This window comes from Microbulbifer flavimaris (assembly GCF_001641755.2).
GTDB lineage: Bacteria > Pseudomonadota > Gammaproteobacteria > Pseudomonadales > Cellvibrionaceae > Microbulbifer > Microbulbifer flavimaris.
Genome location: NZ_LRFG02000001.1, coordinates 783,434 through 807,855, shown reverse-complemented (window position 1 = coordinate 807,855; position 24,422 = coordinate 783,434). Strand labels below are relative to the sequence as shown.

Annotated in this window: 20 protein-coding genes; 9 read left to right on the top strand and 11 right to left on the bottom strand. The window is 59.9% G+C overall.

Annotation, left to right across the window (positions count from 1 at the left end; all coding sequences use genetic code 11):
• Positions 1 to 114 precede the first annotated feature (114 nt).
• Positions 115 to 2,715, bottom strand: coding sequence for a TonB-dependent receptor (locus AWR36_RS03585; RefSeq protein ID WP_231745231.1), 2,601 nt, complete (start codon positions 2,713 to 2,715; stop codon positions 115 to 117).
• Positions 2,716 to 3,027: 312 nt separating this feature from the next.
• On the opposite strand from AWR36_RS03585, the gene AWR36_RS03580 reads away from it, so the two are divergent.
• Complete coding sequence (locus AWR36_RS03580; RefSeq protein ID WP_067081042.1) at positions 3,028 to 5,385, top strand: penicillin acylase family protein; 2,358 nt, start codon at positions 3,028 to 3,030, stop codon at positions 5,383 to 5,385.
• A gap of 59 nt (positions 5,386 to 5,444) precedes the next feature.
• Here the strand turns inward: AWR36_RS03580 and AWR36_RS03575 are convergent, their stop codons facing one another.
• The 7 genes from AWR36_RS03575 to AWR36_RS03545 form a co-directional block, all read right to left on the bottom strand.
• Complete coding sequence (locus AWR36_RS03575) at positions 5,445 to 5,633, bottom strand: hypothetical protein (protein ID WP_231745230.1); 189 nt, start codon at positions 5,631 to 5,633, stop codon at positions 5,445 to 5,447.
• A 141-nt stretch (positions 5,634 to 5,774) separates the two neighbouring features.
• Complete coding sequence (cysG, locus tag AWR36_RS03570; protein WP_067081034.1) at positions 5,775 to 7,157, bottom strand: siroheme synthase CysG; 1,383 nt, start codon at positions 7,155 to 7,157, stop codon at positions 5,775 to 5,777.
• A gap of 141 nt (positions 7,158 to 7,298) precedes the next feature.
• Complete coding sequence (gene serS, locus AWR36_RS03565) at positions 7,299 to 8,588, bottom strand: serine--tRNA ligase (protein WP_067081030.1); 1,290 nt, start codon at positions 8,586 to 8,588, stop codon at positions 7,299 to 7,301.
• Positions 8,589 to 8,605: 17 nt separating this feature from the next.
• On the bottom strand, positions 8,606 to 8,980 hold the full coding sequence (crcB, locus tag AWR36_RS03560) for a fluoride efflux transporter CrcB (RefSeq protein WP_067081026.1): 375 nt from the start codon (positions 8,978 to 8,980) through the stop codon (positions 8,606 to 8,608).
• A 36-nt stretch (positions 8,981 to 9,016) separates the two neighbouring features.
• Positions 9,017 to 10,381: a replication-associated recombination protein A gene (locus AWR36_RS03555; RefSeq protein WP_067081022.1), complete on the bottom strand. Its 1,365-nt coding sequence runs from the start codon at positions 10,379 to 10,381 to the stop codon at positions 9,017 to 9,019.
• On the bottom strand, positions 10,374 to 10,985 hold the full coding sequence (gene lolA / locus AWR36_RS03550; RefSeq protein ID WP_067081018.1) for an outer membrane lipoprotein chaperone LolA: 612 nt from the start codon (positions 10,983 to 10,985) through the stop codon (positions 10,374 to 10,376). The genes AWR36_RS03555 and lolA overlap by 8 nt, the downstream gene beginning before the upstream one ends.
• Before the next feature lie 78 nt (positions 10,986 to 11,063).
• A complete protein-coding gene (locus AWR36_RS03545; RefSeq protein WP_067081015.1) occupies positions 11,064 to 13,406 on the bottom strand; it encodes a DNA translocase FtsK in 2,343 nt (780 codons plus the stop codon).
• Positions 13,407 to 13,889: 483 nt separating this feature from the next.
• Here AWR36_RS03545 and trxB point away from each other — a divergent pair, with 483 nt between their 5' ends.
• From trxB to infA, 4 genes are all read left to right on the top strand, one after another.
• The gene (gene trxB, locus AWR36_RS03540; protein ID WP_067081011.1) at positions 13,890 to 14,840 is read left to right on the top strand and encodes a thioredoxin-disulfide reductase; all 951 of its coding nucleotides are present in this window, start codon (positions 13,890 to 13,892) and stop codon (positions 14,838 to 14,840) included.
• An 87-nt stretch (positions 14,841 to 14,927) separates the two neighbouring features.
• Positions 14,928 to 15,647, top strand: a complete 720-nt coding sequence (gene aat, locus AWR36_RS03535; protein ID WP_067081007.1) for a leucyl/phenylalanyl-tRNA--protein transferase — start codon at positions 14,928 to 14,930, stop codon at positions 15,645 to 15,647.
• Entirely contained in the window at positions 15,640 to 16,359 is a 720-nt protein-coding gene (locus AWR36_RS03530) for an arginyltransferase (protein WP_067081004.1), read from the top strand. The genes aat and AWR36_RS03530 overlap by 8 nt, the downstream gene beginning before the upstream one ends.
• A gap of 114 nt (positions 16,360 to 16,473) precedes the next feature.
• Positions 16,474 to 16,692 carry a translation initiation factor IF-1 gene (gene infA / locus AWR36_RS03525; RefSeq protein ID WP_067081888.1) on the top strand — a complete coding sequence of 73 codons (219 nt, stop codon included), beginning with the start codon at positions 16,474 to 16,476 and terminating at the stop codon, positions 16,690 to 16,692.
• 116 nt (positions 16,693 to 16,808) lie between these two features.
• Here infA and clpA read toward each other — a convergent pair whose 3' ends face one another.
• Positions 16,809 to 19,094, bottom strand: coding sequence for an ATP-dependent Clp protease ATP-binding subunit ClpA (gene clpA, locus AWR36_RS03520; protein WP_067081000.1), 2,286 nt, complete (start codon positions 19,092 to 19,094; stop codon positions 16,809 to 16,811).
• A 111-nt stretch (positions 19,095 to 19,205) separates the two neighbouring features.
• Entirely contained in the window at positions 19,206 to 19,583 is a 378-nt protein-coding gene (gene clpS, locus AWR36_RS03515; protein ID WP_067080996.1) for an ATP-dependent Clp protease adapter ClpS, read from the bottom strand.
• Positions 19,584 to 19,892: 309 nt separating this feature from the next.
• Between clpS and cspD the strand changes: the two genes are divergently transcribed.
• Entirely contained in the window at positions 19,893 to 20,180 is a 288-nt protein-coding gene (cspD, locus tag AWR36_RS03510) for a cold shock domain-containing protein CspD (protein WP_067080992.1), read from the top strand.
• Positions 20,181 to 20,427: 247 nt separating this feature from the next.
• On the opposite strand, the gene icd is transcribed toward cspD, so the two are convergent.
• Entirely contained in the window at positions 20,428 to 21,678 is a 1,251-nt protein-coding gene (gene icd / locus AWR36_RS03505) for an NADP-dependent isocitrate dehydrogenase (protein WP_067080989.1), read from the bottom strand.
• A 216-nt stretch (positions 21,679 to 21,894) separates the two neighbouring features.
• On the opposite strand from icd, the gene AWR36_RS03500 reads away from it, so the two are divergent.
• From AWR36_RS03500 to hflD, 3 genes are all read left to right on the top strand, one after another.
• On the top strand, positions 21,895 to 22,494 hold the full coding sequence (locus AWR36_RS03500; protein ID WP_067081885.1) for an rRNA large subunit pseudouridine synthase E: 600 nt from the start codon (positions 21,895 to 21,897) through the stop codon (positions 22,492 to 22,494).
• Between the two features lie 115 nt (positions 22,495 to 22,609).
• Positions 22,610 to 23,740 (top strand): tRNA 2-thiouridine(34) synthase MnmA, encoded by a 1,131-nt coding sequence (gene mnmA, locus AWR36_RS03495; protein WP_067080986.1) that lies wholly within the window; start codon positions 22,610 to 22,612, stop codon positions 23,738 to 23,740.
• A 42-nt stretch (positions 23,741 to 23,782) separates the two neighbouring features.
• Entirely contained in the window at positions 23,783 to 24,418 is a 636-nt protein-coding gene (hflD, locus tag AWR36_RS03490; RefSeq protein WP_067080983.1) for a high frequency lysogenization protein HflD, read from the top strand.
• The last annotated feature ends 4 nt before the right edge of the window (positions 24,419 to 24,422 follow it).

The window sequence follows — 24,422 nt, the reverse complement described above, 5'->3', positions numbered from 1 at the left end:
ATGATTTTGCCAGAGGAAAAGTGCGATCTGGCGCCTGGTTTTTCATGTTTGTCGTTGGCACGAAAAAGGCCGGCAAAAGCCGGCCTTTTTCGTTCTGCTTGTCGTGACTGACAATCAGAAGCGTACGGTGAAGTCCGCACCGTACATGCGAGGCATGTAGCGCCAACCCGGGCTGGCACCGATTGCCGCGCCAGTACCACCGTAACCACCGGCGATTTCCTCGTCAGTCGCATTCTGCACCCACAGGGCCGCAGAATAACGGTCAGAGGCGCTGTTCCAGGCTGTACGCAGGTTCAGCAGCTGGTAGTCCTCGATAATGCGAGTCGGGTCAGAGATAGAGCCGATGCGCTCGTCGGTCCAGTTGTAGTCGCCACGGAAGACCAGGTCAGCGCCGGAGGCCATGGGTACAGTGTACTCGGCCATCAGGTTGAACTTGTTCTCCGGAGTGGAGACACGCGGCTGTCCAACGCGCTCTGCGGCGTCTTCAGCTGTCTCACCGATCGCCTCGATGTAACCAAAGCGGGTGAACTCGGTGTCCAGATAGGAGTAGTTACCGGCAATGAACAGGTTGTCGGTCGCGGCCCACTGTACTTCCACCTCGGCACCGGTGCCCTCGGCATCGGAGTTACGCAGGTTGTAGCTGGGGATTGGAGTACCAACCAGGTCCAGTTCCTGCAGGTTGTTGTATTCGTAGGCGAATACGGAGGTGTTCAGCCGCACACGGTTGTCGAACAGGCTGCTCTTCATACCGATTTCGAGGTTGACCACGTCTTCCTGATCGAAGGACGCCTCAACACCCGGACCGAAGTTCAGGGAGTTGAAACCGCCGGCCTTGAAGCCATCAGCCAGGGAAACGAACGTCATCACGTCGTCGTTCCAGCGGTAATCCAGCACGATTCGACCGGAAATGTCGCTCCAGCTGTCACTCAGGTCGGAGTCCAGCATCGGCTGACCGTTGTTGAAGAACGCCAGACCCAGCGGAATGCCGGAGTCTACGGTCGGGAGCAAGATGGTGCCCTGAACCGGATAGCCATCCGGGAGGTTAACCAGCTCTACCGGACCGCCCAGCGTCAGCGGCAGGATGTTCTGGTAAGCGGTCTCGATGGTGAAGTCTTTCTCGTCGGCGGTGTAGCGCGCGCCAACGGTGAGGTCCATACGGTCGGTCAGGCTCCAGGTCGCGTCACCGTAAATTGCGGCAGAGCGATAGTCGCCGGTATTGAGAACGTTTTCGTCCCAGGCAACGTCCGCAGCCACCCACGGCTGAATGCCGCGCATCAGCTGCGCAATCATGTCCTGCGGATTCAGGTTCTGTGAAGCCGTCAGTCCAGTCAGCCCAAAGGCGCCCAGATTCAATGCCTGGTCCAACTGGCCAGATCCGGCAAGCAGCTGGTAAACAAAGCCGGATACTGCGGAGCCTTCGAGGCCAGCCTGAATCATGCCCTGACGGGTCTGAACAGCGAGGTCTTCCTGCTGAGTCTGAGTCAGGGAGTCAAATACGTCCTGGGGAATGCCGAAAGCGGCAGAGTTGCTCTTCAACCCCTCGTAAACGGCAAAGGACTCGAGGGAGCCTGAGGTAAAGTAAGCCTCAGTCAGGTGCTCCAGTTTCTCCTGGGAGTAGGAGGCACCAAGAGTCCACTTGAAGGTGTCCGAGGCACCGTTCAGGCGGAATTCCTGGGAGAACTGGGTCTGGTCGTCGAAGTTGGCAGAGCCGAACTTGTAATCGGCCAGCGAGGTACCATCCTCATCCTGCTGCAGGTAGGCGTCGAAGCCGCTGTAGGAGGTGATGGAAGTGAAGGTGAAATCCTCGAAATCGCTGGTGACGGTCAGGGACGTGCCAAAGGCATCACGGTCTTCGATGGTGGGGGTGTCCAGGGCGTAGTCGCCGAACACATCGCTGCCACCGTCGAGGGCTTGCAGGGTCGGGACGATGGAGGAGCGCAGTGCGCTGCCCTGGTCCATCACGCCATAGTTGGCGCGCCACAGTACTTCAGTATTGGCGCTCGGCTCCCACAGCAGGGAGACGCGGTAGGTCTGGGTGTCCTGGTCGCCAACATTGAAGCCACCGGCCAGGTTATCGGCCCAGCCATCGCGACGGTTGTTGGATACGGTCATACGGCCGTAAACGTTGTCCGCCAGCTGCTTGTTGAGCAGCAGATCGGTGGACTGGCGGCCATAGTTGCCGGCAGTCAGGCTGATCTCGGTGGTGTCATCCGCCTGCGGCTTCTTGGTGATGATGTGGATCGCACCACCGGTGGCGTTACGGCCAAACAGGGTGCCCTGCGGGCCTTTAAGCACTTCCACTCGCTCGATATCGGCCAGCGGAACTTCAGCGCCAGCGCCACGGCCGGTGTATACACCGTCCACGTAGACTGCAACGGCGGGGTCGGAACCCACAGTGAAGTCGCCAGTCTGGATACCGCGGATGCTGTAGGTCGGCTGCAGCGGAGTATCGTTGTTCATCTCAACGCCCGGGGTGAATTTACCCAGGTCGGTGAGGTTTTCTACGCCCATCGCTTCCATGTTCTCACCGGTAAAGGCAGAAATGGCAATGGGAACGTCCTGCAGGTTCTCCGCGCGCTTCTGCGCAGTTACCACCACTTCCTCGATTTCCGCCGCATAGGCGGTGCCGCTGACGGCGGTGGCAATGGCAATGGCTCCGGAGAGTGCGGACAGGCTGAACTGCCGGTTTTTACCGGTCTGATCGGCGTTGTGCATCATCGCGTCCTCGCGTTTGTTGTTATCAGAAAAGCGTGATGTTCTCGGGTTCTTTTTGTTATTCCGCGCCATATTACGGCGCAAATTTCCGTTTTAAAAGCCTGTTATGACTTTTTTCTCCTGACTAGTCAGTTCTGTTCGTATCCCGAGGGTTTGGGTGCACTTTACTGGCATTAGATTCCTCTTTAAATGATTTTCTGTGACTGCGCTTTGTCCGCGAGTAACTATTTAGTACCGGTGGCACTTGTTAATATGCGCCATCTACCTGATGTGATTTCTATAAAAATTAAGCACTTAGCGTTGGAAACCGTTATGTCACGCAACCTGTTCACCGGCCGCATTGCGGTCCGCATCCTGATTGGGCTACTGGCGCTTGTGGCCCTGCTCGTTGCGGTCTCGTGGCTTTGGCTCCGCCAGAGCCTGCCCATTCTCGAGGGGAAACTGGACACTGGCGTCGTCTCAGCACCGGTGCAAATTGCCCGGGACTCTCAGGGCATCCCACTGATTGAGGCCGGCAATCGCTCCGATATCGCGTTTGCCCTCGGCTTCCTTCATGCGCAGGAGCGCTACTTCCAGATGGACCTGTTGCGCCGCAATTCAGCCGGTGAACTGTCTGCACTGGTGGGCCCCGCCGCTCTCAAGCACGACCGCAAGGTGCGCGTTCACCAGTTCCGGGCCCGGGCTGCACGCAACGTTGCCGCAATGCCGGAACCCCATCGCCAGGTGCTCAGCCGTTATGTGGCTGGAGTGAATCTTGGTTTGCAGCAGCTGGACGCTGCGCCGTGGGAATACACGCTGCTCGGCACCAAACCTGAACCCTGGACCGAGGAAGACAGCCTGCTGACCATCTTCAGCATGTACCTGACCCTGCAGAGTCCCATCGGCAAGTTCGAGCTGCGCGACACCGCGCTCGCGGACCTGCTTCCCGCCGACCTTTACCAGTTTTACTTTCCGGACGGTGGCCAGTGGGATGCGCCGCTGGTCGGCGAAGCCCGAGACCCGGTCTCCCTGCCCAGCACCAGCATCGCCTCGCTGCTGAATGAAGGGGACTCTCTGGTTTACCAACGCACTGAGAGCGACGACAAGATCTACGGTAGCAACAACTGGGTGGTTGGCGGTGCGCTCACCGACCACGGCGGAGCCATTCTCGCGGACGACATGCACCTTGGCCTCAACGTACCCAATATCTGGTATCGGGCAGGCTGGACGATCCCCGGCACGTCGCGGGTGATGCGCGGTGCCACCCTCCCCGGCGGTCCCATTGCCGTTGTGGGCAGCAACGGTCTGGTCGCCTGGGGCTTCACCAATACCACGGCCGATTGGGGCGACCTGATTCCGCTGGAGGTCAGTGAAGATGGCAGCAGTTACCGAACCCCGGATGGCTGGCGAGCGTTTGAAGTGGCCTCAGAGCAGCTTGAGGTGAAGGATGCCGCTGCCGAGGTGATAGAAGTCCGCAAAACCATTTGGGGGCCGGTAGTGGCGGAAAACCACCGCGGCACTCCCCTCGCCTATCGCTGGGTTGCCCACGATATTCGCGGTGCCAACCTGAACCTGCTGCGCATGGAGGGCGTCACCAGTGCCCGGGCAGCGCTGGACCTGGGTCCGCAACTCGGTATCCCGCACCAGAACCTGGTGGTGGGGGACAAGGCCGGTAACATCGGCTGGACCGTGGGTGGCCCCGTTCCCCGCCGTGTGGGGCTGGCCGGCGACCGCTCCGTGTCCTGGGCAGACGGCGATGCTTTCTGGGACGGGTACCTGTCCCCTGACGAGCATCCGCAAATTTACAACCCGCCCTCCCACCGGATCTGGACCGCCAATGCCCGCACTATGGATGGTGAGTTTCTGCGCGTGATGGGCGACCATGGTTACGCCCTGGGGGCCCGGCAGCAACAGATCCGCGATGGGCTGATGGCGCGAGACAGTTTTACCGAGCAGGATCTTCTCGACCTGCAGCTGGATGATAAAGCGGTCTTTCTGGGCCGCTGGCAGGCCGAGCTGCTGAACACGCTTGAGGGTGTGGAAGAGTACCGGGATGTTTATCAGCAGGTTGCCAACTGGGGTGGTCGCGCGTCGTCCGATTCCGTTGGTTACCGCATTGTGCGCAATTACCGGCTCAAGTTCATGGAGCTCACCACCGCGCCCATCCTGACTTACATGCGCCGCTTCCAGCCGGACTTTTCCTTCGGTCCGACCAAGCGCCAGTTCGAGTACAGCCTCTGGGAAATGACAACCCGTGAGCCCGCACACCTGCTGAATCCGGACTTTGAGTCCTGGCAGTCCCTCAAGCTGGCTGCGCTCGATGCGGTACTGGCGGAGATGGCCGAGGCTGGCCTGCCCCTGAAGGAGCAGACATGGGGGGTGCAAAACACGGCCCGCATCCAGCATCCGCTGGGCAAGGCGGTGGACCTGGTGAACTGGTTCACTGCCATGCCCGGGGATCAGCTGCACGGAGACACCCATATGCCCCGCTTCCAGTCCCCCACCCACGGGGCGTCGCAGCGTATGGTGGTCTCACCAGGCAGGACGGATGCCGCAATCTTCCATATGGCCACCGGCCAGAGCGCTCACCCACTCTCCCCGTTTTTCGCAAACGGGCATAAAGACTGGGTTGAGGGGCGCCCCTCCCCGCTAAAAGAGCAGTCCGCAGCTTTTCGCTTGACGTTGCACTGATGGCAGCGGCGCGGCTTGCCGCGCCAGCAGCCGCCTGACTTTCAACGTCTGCGGGTCTTTCACGCGGTCTCGTCGAGAATGGCGAAGGAGATGAAAGAAGTGAAAAGCCCCAGGGGCAACACGACAGGCAGTAGCGGGAAGCACAGCATCAAGACCCCTGCGACGATCCAGAGTCTCTTCACCCAGCCCTGTTTGTGACGATAGCGGCGGGTATAACGCCGGGTGTGAGAGTCCTCGGGATCTGGCACGCAGATTTCACTTTCCCTGGGGAGGAAAGTGCGCACTAAAAGTGTGCAATAAAACCGGATCCAGGCCAGCCACATAATCCACACCGCTTTCTCGCTTCCAATGCAGTATAGATGCGGACCTGGCGGTGAGCGGCGGCAAAGTCAGGGTTTAAACCAGCTCAACTTTCTGTGCAGGTCAACTACCCCGCCAACGATCGTCAGTGCCGGCGCCTCGACAGATTTCTCTTCAGCGAGCTGTGGCAGTGAAGTCAAGTCGCCCACGACCACGCGTTGCTCGCGGGTAGTCCCTTTTTCTACCAGTGCGGCCGGCGTCGAAGCCGGGAGGCCATGCTCTGCCAATTCCCGGCAGATCGTCGCCAGACCGGTGAGCCCCATATAAAAGACCAGGGTCTGGCCCGGACTGGCCAGTTCACTCCAGGGCAGATGAAGCTCCCCTTCCTTCAGGTGACCGGTAATAAACCGCACTGATTGGGCGTGATCCCGATGGGTGAGCGGGATTCCGGCGTAGCTGGCACACCCGGAAGCAGCGGTAATACCGGGCACAACCTGAAATGGTACTCCCGCGTCAGCGAGCCGGTCGATCTCCTCACCGCCGCGGCCGAAAATAAACGGATCGCCCCCCTTCAGGCGCAGTACTTTTTTGCCCTCCAGGGCCAGATCGACAAGGCGTTGATTGATATCGTCCTGGGGTACAGAGTGAAATTGCTTTTTCTTGCCAACATAAATGCGCTCTGCATCGCGACGCACCAGCTCCAGCACCTGGTCTGAGACAAGTCGATCGTAGAGCACCACATCTGCCCGCTGCATCAACCGCAGCGCGCGAAAAGTCAGTAGGTCGGGATCTCCGGGACCCCCGCCTACCAGGTAGACTTCACCCCGACCTGAGGAAACCGTATCGGGTCGTCCCAGGGCATCGGCCAGCACGCGCTCCCCCTCCCTCACCCTGCCCGCTTCCACCTCCGCGGCAACGGGGCCGGAAAACACCCACTCCCAGAAGCCGCGTCTCGCGCTTTCCGGCATGGCCTTTTTGACCGCATCGCGCATTCCTGCCGCGAGGTTGGCGAGTTCACCAAGTCTCGGCGACAACAGAGCCTCCAGCTGCGCGCGAATGCCGCGCGCGAGTACCGGCGCCGCTCCACCGCTACTGATGCCGATGGAGATAGGACCGCGTTCAACGATCGAAGGGAAGGTGAATGTGCAGAGAGCCGGGGCATCCACAGCGTTGATCGGCAGACGCCGAGCCTGTGCATCCCGGGATACCTGTGCGTTTACCGACGAATCGGAGGTGGCAGCGATAACCAGCTCACCGGCAGCGAGAAACTCCTCCCGGTAACGTGTCTGGAACAGCTGGCCGCCGCTTTCCCGGATCAATCCCCTGAGCTCTTCGCCGACTTCAGGTGCGACCACAATCAGGCGTGCCCCACCCTTGCGCAGCAGGCGGGCTTTACGGGTGGCGATAGCGCCACCGCCGATGATCAGGCAGGGGCGATCGCGGACATCAAAAGCGAGCGGTAGGTATCGCACGGAGCGGGGTCTCCATGATTTAGCCGCGGGCGGCCCAGGCAAAACTGACGGGCTGCACTGAGCAGCCGCTAGTCCCGGCGAGGGACAGCCGGCTGTATCAGTGCTTCCACGGATTGATTAGCGCGGGAAATCCGGTCCGTCTCAGGATTTTTCTGCGCTGATAAACTCTCTGCCACCCATGTACGGGCGCAGTGCTTCCGGAATCTCGATGCTGCCGTCTTCGCGCTGGTAATTTTCCAGCACCGCAATGAGTGTGCGACCGACAGCGAGACCGGAACCATTCAGCGTGTGCAGCAGTTCCGGTTTACCGGTGTCCGGGTTGCGCCAGCGAGCCTTCATCCGGCGAGCCTGGAAATCGCCGACAAGTGAACATGAGGAAATCTCGCGGTATTTATCCTGCGATGGAATCCATACCTCAATGTCATAGGTTTTACGGGCTGCGAAACCGATATCGCCACCGCAGAGAATTACCGTGCGATAGGGCAGATTCAGTTTCTGCAGGATGGTTTCTGCATGGCCGGTCAGGTCTTCCAGGGCCTGCTCGGATTGCTCGGGGCGGGCAAACCAGACCAGTTCAACCTTTTCGAACTGGTGCTGGCGGATCATGCCGCGGGTATCGCGGCCATGGGAGCCCGCCTCGGAGCGGAAGCAGGTGGTGTGGGCCACAAACTTGTGCGGCAGTGAAGCGGCGTCCTCAACGATCTCATCGCGGTACAGGTTGGTCAGCGGTACTTCGGCGGTCGGAATCAGATAGAAGTCCCGCTCGTCTTCCAGCTTGAACAGGTCCTCGGCAAACTTCGGCAGCTGCGAGGTCCCGAACAGTGAATCGCTGTTGACGATAACCGGTACATTCGCTTCGCGATAGCCATGCTCTTCGATATGGACATCGAGCATGAACTGCGCCAGAGCGCGATGCAGTTTTGCCACCCCGCCGGTCATAACCGCAAAGCGGGAACCGGTCAATTTGCTCGCCACCTCGAAATCCAGGCCATTCAATTGAGCGCCCAGGTCGACATGGTCGCGGACCCCAAAGTCAAAGCTGCGGGGGGTGCCCCAAGTGCGGACCTCGACATTGTCATCTTCGGTCTCACCTTCCGGAACTGCGTCATCGAGCAGATTGGGGATTGCGGACAGGATCGAGTCCAGTTCCTGCTGCAGCTCGCCGAGCGCCTCTTTGGCCTCACTCAACTGCCCGCCGAGGGACTCCACTTCTTTCAGCAGGGGCGTAATATCTTCACCCTGCGCCTTGGCCCGACCAATGTTCTTCGATTTGCTGTTGCGCTCGCTCTGCAGGGTTTCCGTGCGAACCTGCAGCTCCTTGCGTCGTTCCTCCAGTTCCTGGAGGTGGGCAGTGTCGAGTTCAAAACCGCGCTTCTTCAGAGTCGCGGCCACTTGGTCCATCTGGGTGCGAATGAGTTTGGGGTCGAGCATGGTGCTTGGTTACCGCATTATAAATATTTCATGGTCAGGGCGATGGCCGCGCCGGTGGCAGCCAGGCAGAGCACCAGGCTGATCAAAATGTAGGCAAGCGCCATCAGGGGCTGGTCATTGTGCCACAACAACAGGCTTTCCAGCGAGAAGGTAGAAAAGGTTGTGAGGGCGCCGAACAGGCCGGTCATCAGCAGCAGGCGCCATTCCGGGGAGAGCAGCCCCCGATCGACGATCATGACGTAGGCGACCCCGATCAGGAAGGAGCCCGTGACGTTGACGATCAGGGTGCCCAATGGGAACTTGCCATTGAAGACCGGGTAACTCCAGACCGTAATCAGGTGGCGAAGGATTGCGCCGATAGCGCCACCCACAGCGATTGCGACCCACTGCATTGTGTCCCCCTGCCCCGCCGCACTTGCCGGCGGGCGCTACTGTGCTTTTTTTTGTAGGTTCTTGTCCGACGAATAGCGCTGCTGCGGGCTCTCCTGGTTCAGCTTGCGGAGATTGTCCAGCTTCTCTCCGATCTTGAGCTCCAGGCCCCGCGGCACCGGATGGTAATAGCTCCGGGTCGAGATTTGCTCCGGAAGATAATTCTCGCCAGCGGCAAAGGCATCGGGCTCATCGTGCGCGTAGCGGTACTCGGCACCGTGAGAGAGGCTCTTGGCCAGCTTGGTGGGCGCATTGCGAAGATGTACGGGCACCTCGTAGCTCGGCTCCCTGCGGATGTCGGCCAAGACGCGCTTGTAGGCGGTGTAAACCGCGTTACTCTTTGGAGCCACTGCCAGGTACGCGATGGCCTGAGCAATAGCCAGTTCCCCTTCCGGACTGCCAAGCCGCTCCTGCACATCCCAGGCGCTGAGCGCGATCTGCAGGCCGCGGGGATCCGCATTGCCAATGTCTTCGCTGGCCATGCGAACCGCCCTCCTTGCGATGTACAGGGGGTCGCAACCGCCATCCACCATGCGCGCGAACCAGTATAAAGCGGCATCGGGATCGGAGCCCCGTACGGCCTTGTGCAATGCGGAGATCTGATCGTAGAAATGATCGCCGCCCTTGTCGAAACGACGCACGTCGGCACTCAGGACTTCCGTCAGCACGGATTCGTCGATGCGCCACTGCCCATCCTGTTCTGTGGCCAGGTCAAAGGCGATTTCGAGCAGGTTCAGGGCACTGCGGGCGTCGCCATCGGCCGCCCTGGCCAGTTTTTCGAGCGTGCCCTCTTCAATGGCAACCTCCCGCGCGGAGAGGATCTCATCCTCCTCGAGAGCGCGGCGAAGAAGGCCCAGCAATTCTTCCTCAGAGAGGTTTCTCAGCAAATACACCCGGCAGCGGGACAACAACGCATTGTTGAGTTCGAAGGCGGGGTTCTCTGTGGTGGCGCCGACGAATGTCACCGTCCCCTCTTCCACATAGGGAAGAAAGGCGTCCTGCTGCGCTTTATTGAAACGGTGGACCTCATCGACGAACAGGATCGTCCCGCGCCCGTACTGGGCACTGTGCTGCTGGGCCTCCGCCACCGCCTGGCGAATCTCCTTGACGCCCGCAAGTACTGCCGACAGGGTCGCGAACCGGGCATCGCATTCTTTTGCCAGCAGCCGGGCAAAGGTGGTCTTGCCGACACCGGGCGGCCCCCAGAGAATCATGGAGTGCAGCTGTCCGCGCTCCACCGCTTCCCGCAATGGCTTGCCCGGCCCCAGCAAATGCGTCTGGCCCATATACTGGGCCAGAGCGTCGGGCCGCATGCGTGCGGCGAGGGGTTGGTGTCGCGATTCGCTGGAAAACAGATCACTCATCGCGAATGATGTCCGTCCCCGCTGGTGGCTTGAAATTGAACAGGGCGTTCGAGAGTTTCGGGTTGGCCTTCACCTTGCTGAACTTAATCTTCGTGGTCTGGCCCATGCCATCCCGCACCGTCATGCCCGAAGGAAGGCCCCTGTCGCTAAACCGGATCTCCATTGCCTTGAAGGGCGCATCAGCGCGTTTGGGGCTCAGCTGATAGCTGCCATTTTTGGTGCTCACGTCAAAGGAGCTGCGGATTTCACCCACCTTGCCGCCGAGCAGCAGGGCCGGAGTTTCCTTGAGGCGATTGTCCACCGGTCGGATGGTTACCTGCTCGAGATCCGGATCGTACAACCACAGCTTGCGATTATTGGTCACCAGCAGCTGCGGAAAGGGCTCGCCCGTTTCCCAGCGAAGCTTGCCCGGGCGCTGCACGGAGAAGGTGCCGCTGCTTTTTTGCAGCACTTCACCGCGCTCGTCGATAAGGGTCTGGTGGAATTTTCCGGAAATGGAGCCCAGAGGCTGCAGCAGCCGGCTGAGGTCATCGGTAGCGTCTGCCAGGGCGCCGGCGGAGACCATGCCCAGTGCCAGCAGGCTGTTACGTAAGAACTTTTTCATCACTGATTTCCGTTTCGGGACTGTCCCTAAAGACTAGTTGGCAGACCGTGAACTCCGCCTGAATAGGGCGGCTCCGATCTACGCTGGAGGTGGCGCCAGCACCTCGCGGTTGCCGTTGTGCCCAGCGGGAGACACGACACCGGCCGCTTCCATGGCATCGATAATCCGGGCTGCCCGGTTGTAGCCGATACGCAGCTGGCGCTGCACTGACGAGATGGACGCTTTGCGGGACTTGGTGACAAAGGCCACTGCCTCGTCGTAAAGCGCGTCCGCCTCAGGGTCGTCACCCTCGGCACCCTCGGTCTGCATGCCCGGCACCGGGATACTGTTGTTGCTGTCATCGACAATGCCGTCGATGTAATCCGGCTCGCCCCGGCGACACCAGTCAGCGACCACCTTGTGCACTTCATGGTCGTCGACAAAGGCCCCGTGCACCCGAACCGGAACACCGCTCCCGGGCGGCAGATACAGCATGTCGCCGTGCCCGAGTAGCTGTTCAGCACCGCCCTGGTCGAGAATCGTGCGGGAATCCACCTTGGATGAGACCTGGAAAGCGATGCGAGTGGGTACGTTCGCCTTGATCAGGCCAGTGATGACGTCCACGGACGGCCGCTGGGTGGCGAGCAGCAGGTGAATCCCGGCGGCCCGGGCTTTCTGGGCAATACGGGCAATCAACTGTTCCACTTTCTTGCCGACAATCATCATCATGTCGGCAAATTCATCGATGACCACAACAATGGCGGGCAGCGGCTTGAGGTTGGGTGGGGTTTGCTCGGACTCGGGCACACTCGACAGTGGGTCCGGCTGCCAGGTCGGGTCGGTCAGGGGGATACCTGCCTCCTCAGCTTCACGGACCTTGCGGTTGAGGCCCGCCAGGTTGCGCACACCCATGGCCGCCATCAGCTTATAGCGTCGCTCCATCTCCCCCACACACCAGCGCAGGCCATTGGCCGCGTCGTTCATGTCGGTGATCACCGGGGTGAGCAGGTGGGGAATTCCCTCGTACACGGAGAGTTCCAGCATCTTGGGGTCAACCAGGATGAGACGGACTTCCTCTGGTGTCGACTTGTACAGCAGGCTCAACAGCATGACGTTGATCCCTACAGACTTACCGGAACCGGTAGTACCGGCAACCAGAAGGTGGGGCATCTTCGCCAGGTCGGCCACGACCGGCTGGCCGGAGATATCGTGCCCCAGCGCCAGCGTCAGGCGGGACTTGCTGTTTTCGTACACATCCGCAGAGAGCACCTCGGTCAGGCGCACCATCTGCCGGTTCTCGTTCGGAATCTCAATGCCCACCACGGACTTGCCGGGAATGACCTCCACCACGCGCACGCTGATCACGGCGAGCGACCGCGCCAGGTCCTTGGCCAGGTTGCTGATCTTGCTGACCTTGACGCCCGGTGCCGGCTGGATCTCGAAGCGGGTCACAACCGGGCCGGGCAGCACCGATACCACTTCCGCGATTACGCCGAAATCCTTTAGCTTGAGTTCGAGCAGGCGGGACAGGGCCTCGAGAGACTCGCGGGAGAAGCCGGCCTTCTTGTTCTGGTCCGCCGGATCCAGTAGCTCCAGGGGCGGTAACTTGCCGGTCACAGGGCCGCTGGAGAACAACTCTCCCTGCTTCTCCTTGGCGGCTCTGGGGCTGGGCTTCGGGGCCGGGGCCGCCGGCTCAATCTTGGGAGGAATACGCTTGGCTGTGCGTTGCTTCTCTTCCAGCACTGCCGCTTTGCGTACCACGATCGCCTCGCGGGCGGCTCGTTCCTCGGCGCGCTGCTGGCGAGCCCGCTGGATCCTGTTGCCCAGCCAACCTATAAAGCCGATCAGGTTTCGGCCTATAGCATCCGCCAGTCGCAACCATGACAGGCCGGTAAACACTGTGATCCCGATGGCGAACAGGGCCAGCAGCAGTATGGTCGCTCCCACATAGCCCAGGCTGCCCTCGGACGAGGTCGCCAGGGCGGCGCCGACTATACCGCCATTGGAAAATGGCAGCGGCTGATCCATCTCCGCGAAGCAGAGTGTTGCGAGGCCCGCACCAGTTACCAGCAAAACGACCAGCCCTGCGACCCGCAGGGCAAACAGCGGTCCGTGGAAGCGAGCGTTGCGATCCCGCAGGATGCCTACAGCCCGCCATCCGATCAGGACCGGAAAGAGGTAGGCCATCCAGCCCAGTAGAGACAGGCAGACATCCGCCAGCCAGGCACCGGTCGGCCCGATAGCATTGTGAATCTCGCCGCCCATTCCCGTGTGAGACCAGCCCGGGTCCTGCGGGTCATAGCTGAGCAGGCTGATGGCGAGCAGGAGCGCTCCAGCGAGGAGCGATATCAGGGCCCCTTCACGGAGAAATCTGGCAATCAGGGATTCGGGTTCAGCGCCGGTATCCCGGCTGCTCTGAGCGCTTGCGCTGTCGGCCTTCAATGGCTTACCTCTAGTTATCTTTACGGTCCCGCAGTTGATCGCGGGACTCCCCCACTATTCTTTCTGTCGCCCGTTTCCAGCAGCGATTCACCGCCGCAGCGATCGTGGCTGCAGCAAAACGTATAGGCGACTGTGTACTACAGCGCCTGCGGAAATGCTACCGCGGAGACCAGCCAGAATGGAGGTCGACTGGATCAATAGTAATACAAATCAAGAAGTTACGTTGTTTTGATAAAGAGGTCTGTGAGATCACTTCAACTTTGTCGAATTTGGCGCCAGTGAGCGTTTTTCAATCACCGGTGAGCGCCGCGGAGTCGAAACACCACCTCTAATCAGGGATATAGAGTCAAACTATTTCGCCGCCCCCCTTCCATCCCCTATGATACGCGCTGATTTCGTAGGTCCTCCGTGATTATTAGCGTCGGGGGCCGGGTGTGCCGTTTCCGCGTACACTGTGTTCATCAGTTTGTTGAAGAGTGTTTCATGAGCAATAACCATCACCGTCTCGTCATCCTGGGTTCCGGCCCCGCCGGTTACACCGCAGCGATCTATGCCGCTCGCGCCAACCTGAAGCCTGTCGTGATCACCGGCATGCAGCAGGGCGGGCAGCTGACCACCACCACCGAGGTAGAGAACTGGCCCGGTGGTGTGGCGGATCTTCAGGGCCCGGACCTGATGGTGCAGATGCAACAGCATGCCGAGCGTTTCGAAACCGAGATTATTTTCGATCACATCGATTCCGTTGACCTCAAGCAGCGCCCGTTCGTTCTCAAGGGCAATGAAACCTATACCTGCGACTCGCTGATTATCGCCACCGGCGCCTCGGCGCAGTACCTCGGCCTGCCATCTGAAGAGGCCTTCCAGGGTCGCGGGGTCAGCGCCTGCGCGACCTGTGACGGCTTCTTCTATCGCGATCAGAAAGTCGCGGTGGTTGGCGGTGGCAACACCGCAGTTGAGGAGGCTCTGTACCTGTCCAATATCGCCAGTGAGGTCACCCTGATCCATCGTCGTGATGAGCTGCGGGCCGAGAAGATCCTGCAGGACCGCCTGATGGACAAGGTGGAAAACGGCAATATCAACGTTTGCTGGCACCAGACCCTGGACGAGGTACTGGGCGACGACAATGGCGTGACCGGCGTGCGCCTCCGCAGCACCCAGGATGACTCCACCAGGGAGCTGGATGTCTCCGGGGTGTTCATCGCCATTGGCCACAAGCCGAACACCGACATCTTCAAAGGTCAGCTGGAGATGAACGGTGGCTACATCATCGTCCAGAGCGGACTGGACGGGAATGCGACCCAGACCTCCATTCCCGGCGTGTTTGCGGCCGGCGATGTTTCCGACCATATCTATCGCCAGGCGGTAACCTCTGCCGGCACCGGATGTATGGCGGCCCTGGATGCAGAGCGCTTTCTCGACTCCCTTTCTGACTGAAGAGTCCAATCCCCCGGTTGTGGCCCCAGGGGAGGCTAGCCGGGGTTATGTCCCCCCTCTAGGTAACCGGTTCCCCGGAGGTGCACTTTGAGCGGCAACTCCGGGGGCAGGCTTACCCTGCTCGATGAACACCACATCGACTTTCCAGACACTGAAAACGCCCTGCTTGACCCGAATGGCCTCCTGGCGATCGGCGGGCAATTGACGCCCGAGTGGCTGCTCGCCGCCTATCGTCGGGGTATCTTCCCTTGGTTTTCCGAAGATCAGCCCATCCTCTGGTGGAGCCCCTCCCCGCGCTGCGTGATTTTTCCAGCGCAATATCGAATCGGGCGCAGCCTGCGCAAAACCCTGCGAAAGGGCGACTTCGCCGTCACCTTTGACCGGGCTTTCTCCCGGGTCGTTGACGCCTGCCGGGCCCCCCGGGCCTATACCGACGAGACCTGGATCACCGACGAAATGGGCAGTGCCTATGCCGCCCTCCATCGACTGGGGCACGCGCACTCGGTGGAAGTCTGGCAAAAGGGGGAGCTGGTAGGTGGGCTCTATGGGGTGGCTATCGGCAGGATGTTTTTTGGCGAGTCCATGTTTCACCGGGTCACGGATGCGTCAAAAGTCGCTTTTGCTTACCTGGTTCGGCAATTAGACTTGTGGGGCTGCCCGATGATCGACTGCCAGGTGAGCAATCCCCACCTGACCAGCCTCGGCGCAGTGGAGGTGGCCAGGGCGACTTTCGAGCGGCAATTGAAGTCCGCGATCGCCATGCCACCATTTCCGGAGCCCTGGAGCGTGACGTGGAACCATGAGTAACTACTCCCAGCTGGATTCCGTGCGATTGCTGGCCACCCTGCCCCACCCCTGTGGCTATTTGCCGGAACAGGAAGCAACCACGGTTTTTGTGGACCCTCAGACACCCATCGACCAGCGGCTGTACGGCCGACTGTCAGAGCTGGGATTCCGGCGCAGCGGTGCCTACCTGTACCGCCCGCAATGCGCCAATTGCCGGGCCTGCATCCCCGCCCGGGTCCCGGTCAGCCTGTTCGTGCCGAACCGAAGCCAGCGTCGCTGCTGGAGACGGAACCGCGACCTGGACATTTTCCATGTGGACAGTATCGATACCGACGAGCATTACGATCTCTATGCGCGCTATATCGAACGCCGGCACCGCGACGGTGAGATGTACCCGCCCAGTCGCGACCAGTTCCGCAACTTCCTGACATCGGCCTGGGGCAGTACCCGCTATATCGAGTTCCGGGCCAGGGGGCGCCTGGTCGCCACGGCCGTTGCCGACGTTCTCACGGGGGGAATTTCGGCGATCTATACTTTCTTCGACCCTGACGAGCCCCGCCGAAGCCTCGGTAGCTACTGCATCCTGTATGAAATCGAGTGGGCCCGAAGACTGGGCCTCCCGAGCCTGTACCTCGGCTACTGGATCGAAGAGTGCCAGAAGATGGCTTACAAGCGGGAGTTCGAGCCCACCGAGCTGCTGCGTGACAACCGCTGGTCCCTGCACTCCTCCTGACCGCCAACGGAGGCTTTGCCCTGTGAAGGCTTTTCGTGCAAAATGCACGCCCGTCGTACCGCGGCCGTGCCGGCGCGGAAGTATGAACAAAGCATTGGTAAAGGTTACTGCCGCATGGCAAAAGACGATTACATTGAAATGGAAGGCGAGGTGATCGACACCCTGCCAAATACCACTTTCCGCGTGAAGCTGGAAAACGGCCACGTGGTCATCGCCCACATCTCCGGCAAGATGCGCAAAAACTACATCCGCATCCTCACCGGCGACAAGGTGAAGGTAGAGCTGACCCCCTACGATCTGACCAAGGGGCGCATCACCTACCGCGCGCGCTGACCGGCCGCCGGCTCCGCGTTTTGCGTTTGCGGGCCGGACAGCAAAAAGCCACCTCGAGGGTGGCTTTTTTCGTTTTAGACACAAGCTGTCGTTTACAGAAAGCGATCCGCTTTGAGTCAGGCGCTGGCGGTCACCGCAGTGCGAATCACCAGCTCGTCGTTCTCCACGCAAACCTCGACTCGCCCGCCCTCTTCTGCCAGCTCACCGAATAGCACGGCTTCAGCCAGCGGTTTACGCAACCGGTCGCGTATCAGGCGCGCCATCGGTCGGGCACCCATCTTCTCGTCATAGCCGTGCACAGCAAGCCACTCCCTGGCCTCGTCGTCCACATCCAGCGTCACACGGGAGTCGTCGAGCTGCGACTGCAGTTCCACGATGAACTTGTCCACCACCGTCTTGACCACGTCCAGATCCAGCGCGCCAAACTGGATAATACTGTCCAGGCGGTTACGGAATTCCGGAGTGAACATTTTCTTGATCTCCTCCATACCATCACTGGCGTGATCCTGATTGGTGAAGCCGATGGAGCGTCGGCTCATCAACTCTGCGCCGGCGTTGGTGGTCATGATCAAAATCACGTTGCGGAAGTCTGCCTTGCGGCCATTGTTGTCGGTCAGGGTGCCGTGGTCCATCACCTGGAGGAGCAGGTTGAACACTTCTGGGTGCGCTTTCTCGATTTCATCAAGCAACACAACGCTATGGGGATGTTTGGTCACTGCATCTGTGAGCAGTCCACCCTGATCAAATCCTACGTAGCCCGGAGGCGCACCGATCAGACGGGAAACCGTGTGGCGCTCCATGTACTCCGACATATCAAAGCGAATCAGCTCAATGCCCATCACTTTCGCCAGCTGTCGGCAAAGCTCGGTCTTACCAACACCGGTAGGCCCGGCAAAGAGGAAGGAGCCGATGGGCTTTTCCTCTGCGCCGAGTCCGGCCCGGCTCAGTTTGATCGCCGTGCTCAGTGCACCAATCGCCTTTTCCTGACCGAACACCACCATACGCAGGTTGTCATCCAGCTTGGCCAGCTGCTCTTTGTCAGACGCAGAAACGCTCTTGGCCGGAATCCTTGCCATCTTGGCGATCACGGTCTCGATTTCGTGGATTCCGATAACGTCCTTGCGATCATCCGGCTCCAGCAGGGCCTGGTAAGCACCGGCCTCATCAATCACATCGATGGCCTTGTCCGGCAGGAAGCGCTCGGTGATATGGCGACTGGAAAGCTGCGCCGCAGCCTCCAGCGCTGCATCAGTATAGCGCACCTTGTGGTGATCCTCGAAGCAGCTCTTCAGGCCCTGCAGGATCTGCACGGTTTCCTCGATGCTGGGCTCATTCACATCGATTTTCTGGAAGCGGCGGGACAGTGCCCGGTCCTTTTCGAAGATGCCGCGATACTCAGTGAAGGTGGTTGAGCCGATACAGCGAAGCTGGCCACTGGAAAGCAGCGGCTTGAGTAAATTGGAGGCATCCATGACACCACCGGAGGCGGCACCGGCGCCAATGATGGTGTGAATCTCGTCGATAAACAGAACCGCGTGATCCCGCTTCTTGAGCTCAGCGAGCAGCGCCTTGAATCTTTTCTCAAAATCACCCCGGTACTTGGTGCCAGCCAGCAGCGAGCCGAGATCCAGGGAGTAGATGGTGCTCTGCCGCAGGGGCTCAGGGACATCCTCATCGACGATGCGTCGCGCCAGGCCTTCGGCGATGGCGGTCTTGCCCACGCCAGACTCGCCAACCAGCAGCGGATTGTTCTTGCGGCGACGGGCGAGCACCTGAGTCACCCGCTCCACCTCCGGCGCGCGTCCGACCAGCGGATCGATCCGGCCCAGAATCGCCTCCTGGTTGAGGTTGGTGGCGTAGCTTTCCAGCGGGTCAGAACCGCCCGGTTCCGCCCCGGGACCGATCTCTTCCTCTGTCTGCTCTGGTGATGGCTCCGGATTGTGGTGGTGGTTATTGCCACTGGAACCAACCCGGGAAATGCCATGGGTGATGTAGTTGACGACATCAATACGCGCCACACTCTGCTGCTTCAGATAGTAAACAGCCTGGCTTTCCTGCTCACAGAAGATGGCCACCAGCACATTGGCACCGGTGACTTCCTTCTTGCCGGAAGACTGGACGTGGAAGACGGCTCGCTGGAGGACGCGCTGAAAGCCCAGGGTGGGTTGTGTCTCCCTCTCTGTATCGGCTTCCGGTATGAGCGGGGTGGTTGAGTCGACGAACTCGAGCAGCTCCCTGCGGAGCGCGCTCAGGTCGGCGCCGCAGGCATGCAGCACATCGGCGGCAGATTCGTTATCAAGAAGTGCCAGCAGCAGGTGCTCCACGGTCATAAACTCGTGCCGCTTGGCGCGCGCACCCTTGAACGCCAGATTGAGCGTTACCTCTAAATCCTTGCTGAGCATCTGAACCTCAAACCGTATTCGCCAAAATCACCCGTCAGTTCCACTTGGGCGCGCGCCGGATGACGGCGTCTTGCGTGTGCCTGAATCCTTTCAAGCGACGGGACCCTGGAGTCAATCGTCCTCACTGTCGTCCGCTTCGATTTCACACAGCAAGGGGTGCTGGTGCTCTCTGGCGAATTGATTGACCTGCGCGGCCTTTGTTTCCGCTATATCTCGAGTATAGACACCACAGATGGCTTTTCCCTGTGTATGCACCTGCAACATTAGTTGAGTGGCGCGCTCGCGGGTAGCGCCAAAGAAGGTCTCCAGTGTCTCGACGACAAAATCCATCGGTGTGTAGTCGTCATTGAGCATGACGACCTTGTACATGGGGGGCGGCTTCAGCTTGGGAGCCGCCTCCTCCAGGGCCAGATCGCCATCCATTTCATACGAGTAGGAGTCCTCGTCGGATCCGGCTGAGTGTAGCTTAATGGCCAGAGAGTTACCCATAGTGAAGCTCTATCGAGAATTACCTGAAATGCAGTACATCATCCGCGAATACGCGGGATCGCGCCGCCCGGGGGAACGCCCCGCCCAGCGGGCCGACATTGTAACCTCATTTGCGCCACAGCACAGGGTGGCGACAGGGTGGCGGCGCATGGCTTGACATTCTCAGAGCACTTGGCTACAAGAGGGTTGTAAGCAATCCACAGGTTCACTCGCGGGCAGGAACGCAGTCGGGGAATCTGAATCGATAACTATAAAAGCAGTCTCTGTAAGGCGGCCTGCAGTCGCCCCGGCAATTAGAGGGAATTCGCCATGCCTACCGGTACCGTCAAATGGTTCAATAATGCCAAGGGATATGGGTTCATCCTGGCCGATGAAGGGGGAGAGGATCTTTTTGCCCACTACTCGGCAATCCAGATGGAGGGTTACCGTACCCTGAAGGCGGGCCAGCAGGTCTCCTTCGACATTATCAAGGGCGACAAGGGCTATCATGCCGCCAATATCAGTGTTGGCGATGTCGATACCCGCTCCAAGCCCGCAGACTCCGACTCCGCCGAGGAGGCCAGCCGCCGGGAGCGCGAGGCAGAAGCGCTGAGCTGATCAGCCACCGCCCCAACCTCTCAAAGGACTCAGCGGTTTTCCCGCCCGGAAGGTGGGCAGGCGCTCCTTGCAGGGGCGCTCTACGGCCCTGCCCCCCTGCAATCACACCCTGACACCTGGAGGAGGTTGCCCTGTGGTCGGCGCGGCAGACAGCAGGTAATGACCGCTCCATCCAGCCAAAAAAAAGGCCCCACCAACCGGTGGGGCCTTTTTGCTTTGCGGGTGAGTTACCCCTCCCGAGCAGTCATTAAGCCATGTGCTTGATGACTTCGTCGCCGAACTCGGAGCAGGACTTCAGCTCGGCACCTTCCATCAGGCGCTCGAAGTCATAAGTCACGGTCTTCGCAGCGATGGCACCTTCCATGCCCTTGATGATCAGATCTGCCGCTTCATTCCAGCCCATGTGGCGGAGCATCATTTCAGCAGACAGGATCAGGGAGCCCGGGTTGACCTTGTCCTGACCAGCGTACTTCGGCGCGGTGCCGTGGGTGGCCTCGAACAGGGCTACCTCGTCAGAGATGTTTGCGCCGGGAGCGATACCGATACCACCAACCTGGGCCGCCAGGGCGTCGGACAGGTAGTCACCGTTCAGGTTCAGGGTGGCGATTACATCGTACTCGGCCGGACGCAGCAGCACCTGCTGCAGCATGGCATCGGCAATCACGTCTTTAACGACGATTTCCTTGCCGGTATTCGGGTTCTTGAAGCTGTGCCAGGGGCCGCCGTCGAGGGGCTGCGCGCCAAACTCATCGCGGGCCAGCTCATAACCCCAGTCTGCGAAAGCACCCTCGGTAAACTTCATGATGTTGCCTTTGTGCACCAGTGTCACGGAGTCGCGATCCTGATCCACTGCGTACTGGATCGCCTTGCGAACCAGGCGCTTGGTGCCCTCTTCGGATACAGGCTTCACGCCGATGCCGCAGTTCTCGGGGAAGCGGATCTTCTTGACGCCCATCTCTTCCTGCAGGAATTTGATGACCTTATTGGCCTCATCAGTACCTGCTTTCCACTCGATACCGGCGTAGATGTCTTCAGAGTTCTCCCGGAAAATGACCATGTCGACCTTGTTCGGCTCCTTGACCGGGGAAGGAACGCCGGTGAACCAGCGTACCGGGCGCTGACATACATACAGGTCGAGCTCCTGACGCAGAGCCACGTTCAGGGAGCGGAAGCCACCGCCCACCGGAGTGGTCAGCGGGCCCTTGATGCCCACGGAGTACTCTTTCAGGGCCTCCAGCGTTTCTGCCGGGAACCAGTCGCCAGCGTAGGTCTCCGCCGCTTTTTCGCCACAGTAGACTTCCATCCAGGAGATGGCTTTTTCACCACCGAAGGCTTTTTCCACGGCTGCATCGATCACCTTGCGCATTACGGGGGTGATATCCACGCCGATACCGTCACCCTCAATAAAGGGAACGATGGGGCGATTCGGAACGGTCAGGGAACCGTCGGAATTGACTGTAACTTTCTGGCCGTCTGCCGGCACCTGGATATGACCCATATTGCTTAAACTCCCAAAACTCTGTGACTTTTTAGGTCTGATATTGCCTGCCCCTCTCCCCACAGGCAGTGGGGGCGGGATGGAAAAACGGCGGGATTATAACAGCATCTACCTGTTTTTGTAGTTGAATTACAATGCCCAGGCCTTTAAAAGGCCGTGAAAACTGGTTCGGCAAGCGTAAGTTCTGCCGATTATCATCACAACTCGGAGCGCTTTTTGAGCAAAGTCATCCTCCTCAACAAGCCTTATGGCGTGTTAAGCCAATTTACCGACAGCAGCGGGCGCCCCACCCTTGCAGACTTTATCAATGCTCCCGGGGTCTATCCGGCTGGGAGGCTCGATTTTGACTCGGAGGGCCTGCTCCTGCTGACAGACGACGGCCGGCTTCAGCAACAGATTAGCCACCCTCGCCAGAAGCTGCCGAAGACCTATTGGGTACAGGTTGAGGGCCGGATCGACGACGAGGCGCTGGCCCGACTGCGGGCAGGTGTCGAGCTGAAAGACGGCGGCACCGCACCGGCAAAAGCGAGCAGACTGGCCACACCACCCGCCTGGCCGCGCAACCCACCGGTTCGCGAGCGGAAAACTGTACCCACATCCTGGCTACAGCTGACCATCACAGAGGGCCGCAACCGCCAGGTTCGCAGGATGACCGCGGCAGTGGGCTTCCCCACCCTGCGGCTGATCCGGGTCGCGATTGGCAACTGGCGACTGGGCGACCTGAAACCCGGTGAATCCTCAGTCAGCGAGGTTCACTCGCCAACCCGGACCGCAACAAGACCCCGCGGCACCCGACCACGTGCCCGCCGCAGGTAGCTAGTCTGAAAATGGGTCGAGCGCTGCTTTCCGGTGACAGTTGGTGCCCGACGTCATTCGCAGGTAAAATTGCGCCCCATTTTTATCGTTGTACCAATCCCAATTGACTCATCTTATGTCAGCTACCAACACCGCTCCCAATGACAAGCGCGTCATCGTCGGCATGTCCGGCGGTGTCGACTCCTCTGTTGCCGCCCTGCTGCTGATCCGGCAGGGATACGAGGTGGAGGGGCTGTTCATGAAAAACTGGGATGAGGACGACGGCACCGAATATTGCACCGCCAAGGCTGACCTGGCTGATGCCCAGGCCGTTTGCGAGCGGCTTGGCATCAAATTGCACACTGCCAACTTCGCCGCGGAGTACTGGGACCATGTATTTGAGTACTTCCTCGGGGAGTACAAGGCCGGGCGTACCCCGAATCCGGATATCCTGTGCAACCGGGAGATCAAGTTCAAGGTGTTCCTCGAATACGCGGAAATGCTCGGTGCCGACCTGATCGCCACCGGGCACTACGTGCGGAGAGAGGATATCGACGGTCGCACCTATCTGCTCAAGGGGCTCGACAACAACAAGGACCAGAGTTACTTCCTGCACGCGGTTGGGGAGGCGGAGTTTGCCCGCTCCCTGTTTCCGCTCGGAGAGCTGGAAAAGCCCGAGGTGCGCCGCATCGCCGAAGAAAATGGTTTTATCACCCACGACAAGAAAGACAGTACCGGTATCTGCTTTATCGGCGAGCGCCGTTTCAAGGATTTCCTTGAGCAATACCTGCCAGCACAACCCGGTGATATCGAGACCCCTGAAGGTGAGGTCATGGGGCGCCATGCGGGCCTGATGTACCACACCATCGGCCAGCGACAGGGATTGGGTATCGGCGGCGTCAAGGGCGCAGGCGACGCACCCTGGTATGTCGTGGGCAAAGATCTGGAGCGCAACGTGCTGATCGTGGCCCAGGGGGCCCACCATCCCCTGCTCTATGCCACTGGCCTGGAAGCGAGCCAGACACACTGGATCAATGGCGCAGCCCCCGGAGAGCGATTCCGGGCAAGGGCGAAAACCCGCTACCGGCAGCCCGACCAGGGCTGTGAGGTGGAGGTCGCCAGCGACGGGGGTCTTACTGTGCATTTTGACGAGCCTCAGCGGGCCATCACGCCCGGGCAGTCACTGGTCCTTTACGATGGGGAGGTTTGCCTGGGTGGCGCTGTGATTGAGCGCGCCACCGGCGTAGGCGTCGAAGTGGATCGCTAGGCAGTGCGCCCAGCAAAACCGGCGAAGAATTAAGGAGCGAGCTTGAGTAAGTGGCGGGAACAGGCATTAGCGCTAGCGGGCGTATTTCAGTCTGCGGTACTGGTTGAGCGGCTGGCAAAAACCGGGACTGCCCCGCAGGAAGAGCTGGAAACGGCGGTTTACAGCCTTTTCCAGCTGAACCCCGCGCGCACTGAAGATGTCTTCGGTGGTGCACAAAAGGTGCTGCCCGGCCTGAAAGTCGCGCAACAGTTGTTAAAGACGCGCCGCCATCCCGAGTACACAGACAGCCTGCGCTACGTGCTGTCCGTTTTGTATTTGCAGCGACAGCTCAGCAAAAACACAGACCTGCTATCGATCATCGGCGCCAGGCTCGAAAAGGCCAAGGTTCAGGCAGAGCACTTCTCCCCCACACATGAGAATGTGTTTTCCAACCTTGCCACGATCTACAGCGATACCCTCAGTACCTTTCGCTTTCGTATCCAGGTGCTCGGCGACTTCAATTATTTACAACAGCAGCGAATTGCGAACCAGATTCGCACCATGCTCTTCGCCGGCGTTCGCGCTGCCACGCTGTGGCGACAGCTTGGAGGGAGCCGTCTGCACCTCATTTTCCAACGCAAGAAACTACTCGCCGCGACCGAAGAACTGATCGCGCAACTAGAATCATCCAATATCTGATTTT

Bases quoted from the DNA above. Each gene is read 5' to 3' on its own strand.
- AWR36_RS03585 (WP_231745231.1), bottom strand. From the start codon at position 2,715: ATGCACAACGCCGATCAGACCGGTAAAAACCGGCAGTTCAGCCTGTCC.
- AWR36_RS03580 (WP_067081042.1), top strand. From the start codon at position 3,028: ATGTCACGCAACCTGTTCACCGGCCGCATTGCGGTCCGCATCCTGATT.
- serS (WP_067081030.1), bottom strand. From the start codon at position 8,588: ATGCTCGACCCCAAACTCATTCGCACCCAGATGGACCAAGTGGCCGCG.
- crcB (WP_067081026.1), bottom strand. From the start codon at position 8,980: ATGCAGTGGGTCGCAATCGCTGTGGGTGGCGCTATCGGCGCAATCCTT.
- AWR36_RS03555 (WP_067081022.1), bottom strand. From the start codon at position 10,381: ATGAGTGATCTGTTTTCCAGCGAATCGCGACACCAACCCCTCGCCGCA.
- lolA (WP_067081018.1), bottom strand. From the start codon at position 10,985: ATGAAAAAGTTCTTACGTAACAGCCTGCTGGCACTGGGCATGGTCTCC.
- trxB (WP_067081011.1), top strand. From the start codon at position 13,890: ATGAGCAATAACCATCACCGTCTCGTCATCCTGGGTTCCGGCCCCGCC.
- AWR36_RS03530 (WP_067081004.1), top strand. From the start codon at position 15,640: ATGAGTAACTACTCCCAGCTGGATTCCGTGCGATTGCTGGCCACCCTG.
- infA (WP_067081888.1), top strand. From the start codon at position 16,474: ATGGCAAAAGACGATTACATTGAAATGGAAGGCGAGGTGATCGACACC.
- clpA (WP_067081000.1), bottom strand. From the start codon at position 19,094: ATGCTCAGCAAGGATTTAGAGGTAACGCTCAATCTGGCGTTCAAGGGT.
- clpS (WP_067080996.1), bottom strand. From the start codon at position 19,583: ATGGGTAACTCTCTGGCCATTAAGCTACACTCAGCCGGATCCGACGAG.
- cspD (WP_067080992.1), top strand. From the start codon at position 19,893: ATGCCTACCGGTACCGTCAAATGGTTCAATAATGCCAAGGGATATGGG.
- icd (WP_067080989.1), bottom strand. From the start codon at position 21,678: ATGGGTCATATCCAGGTGCCGGCAGACGGCCAGAAAGTTACAGTCAAT.
- mnmA (WP_067080986.1), top strand. From the start codon at position 22,610: ATGTCAGCTACCAACACCGCTCCCAATGACAAGCGCGTCATCGTCGGC.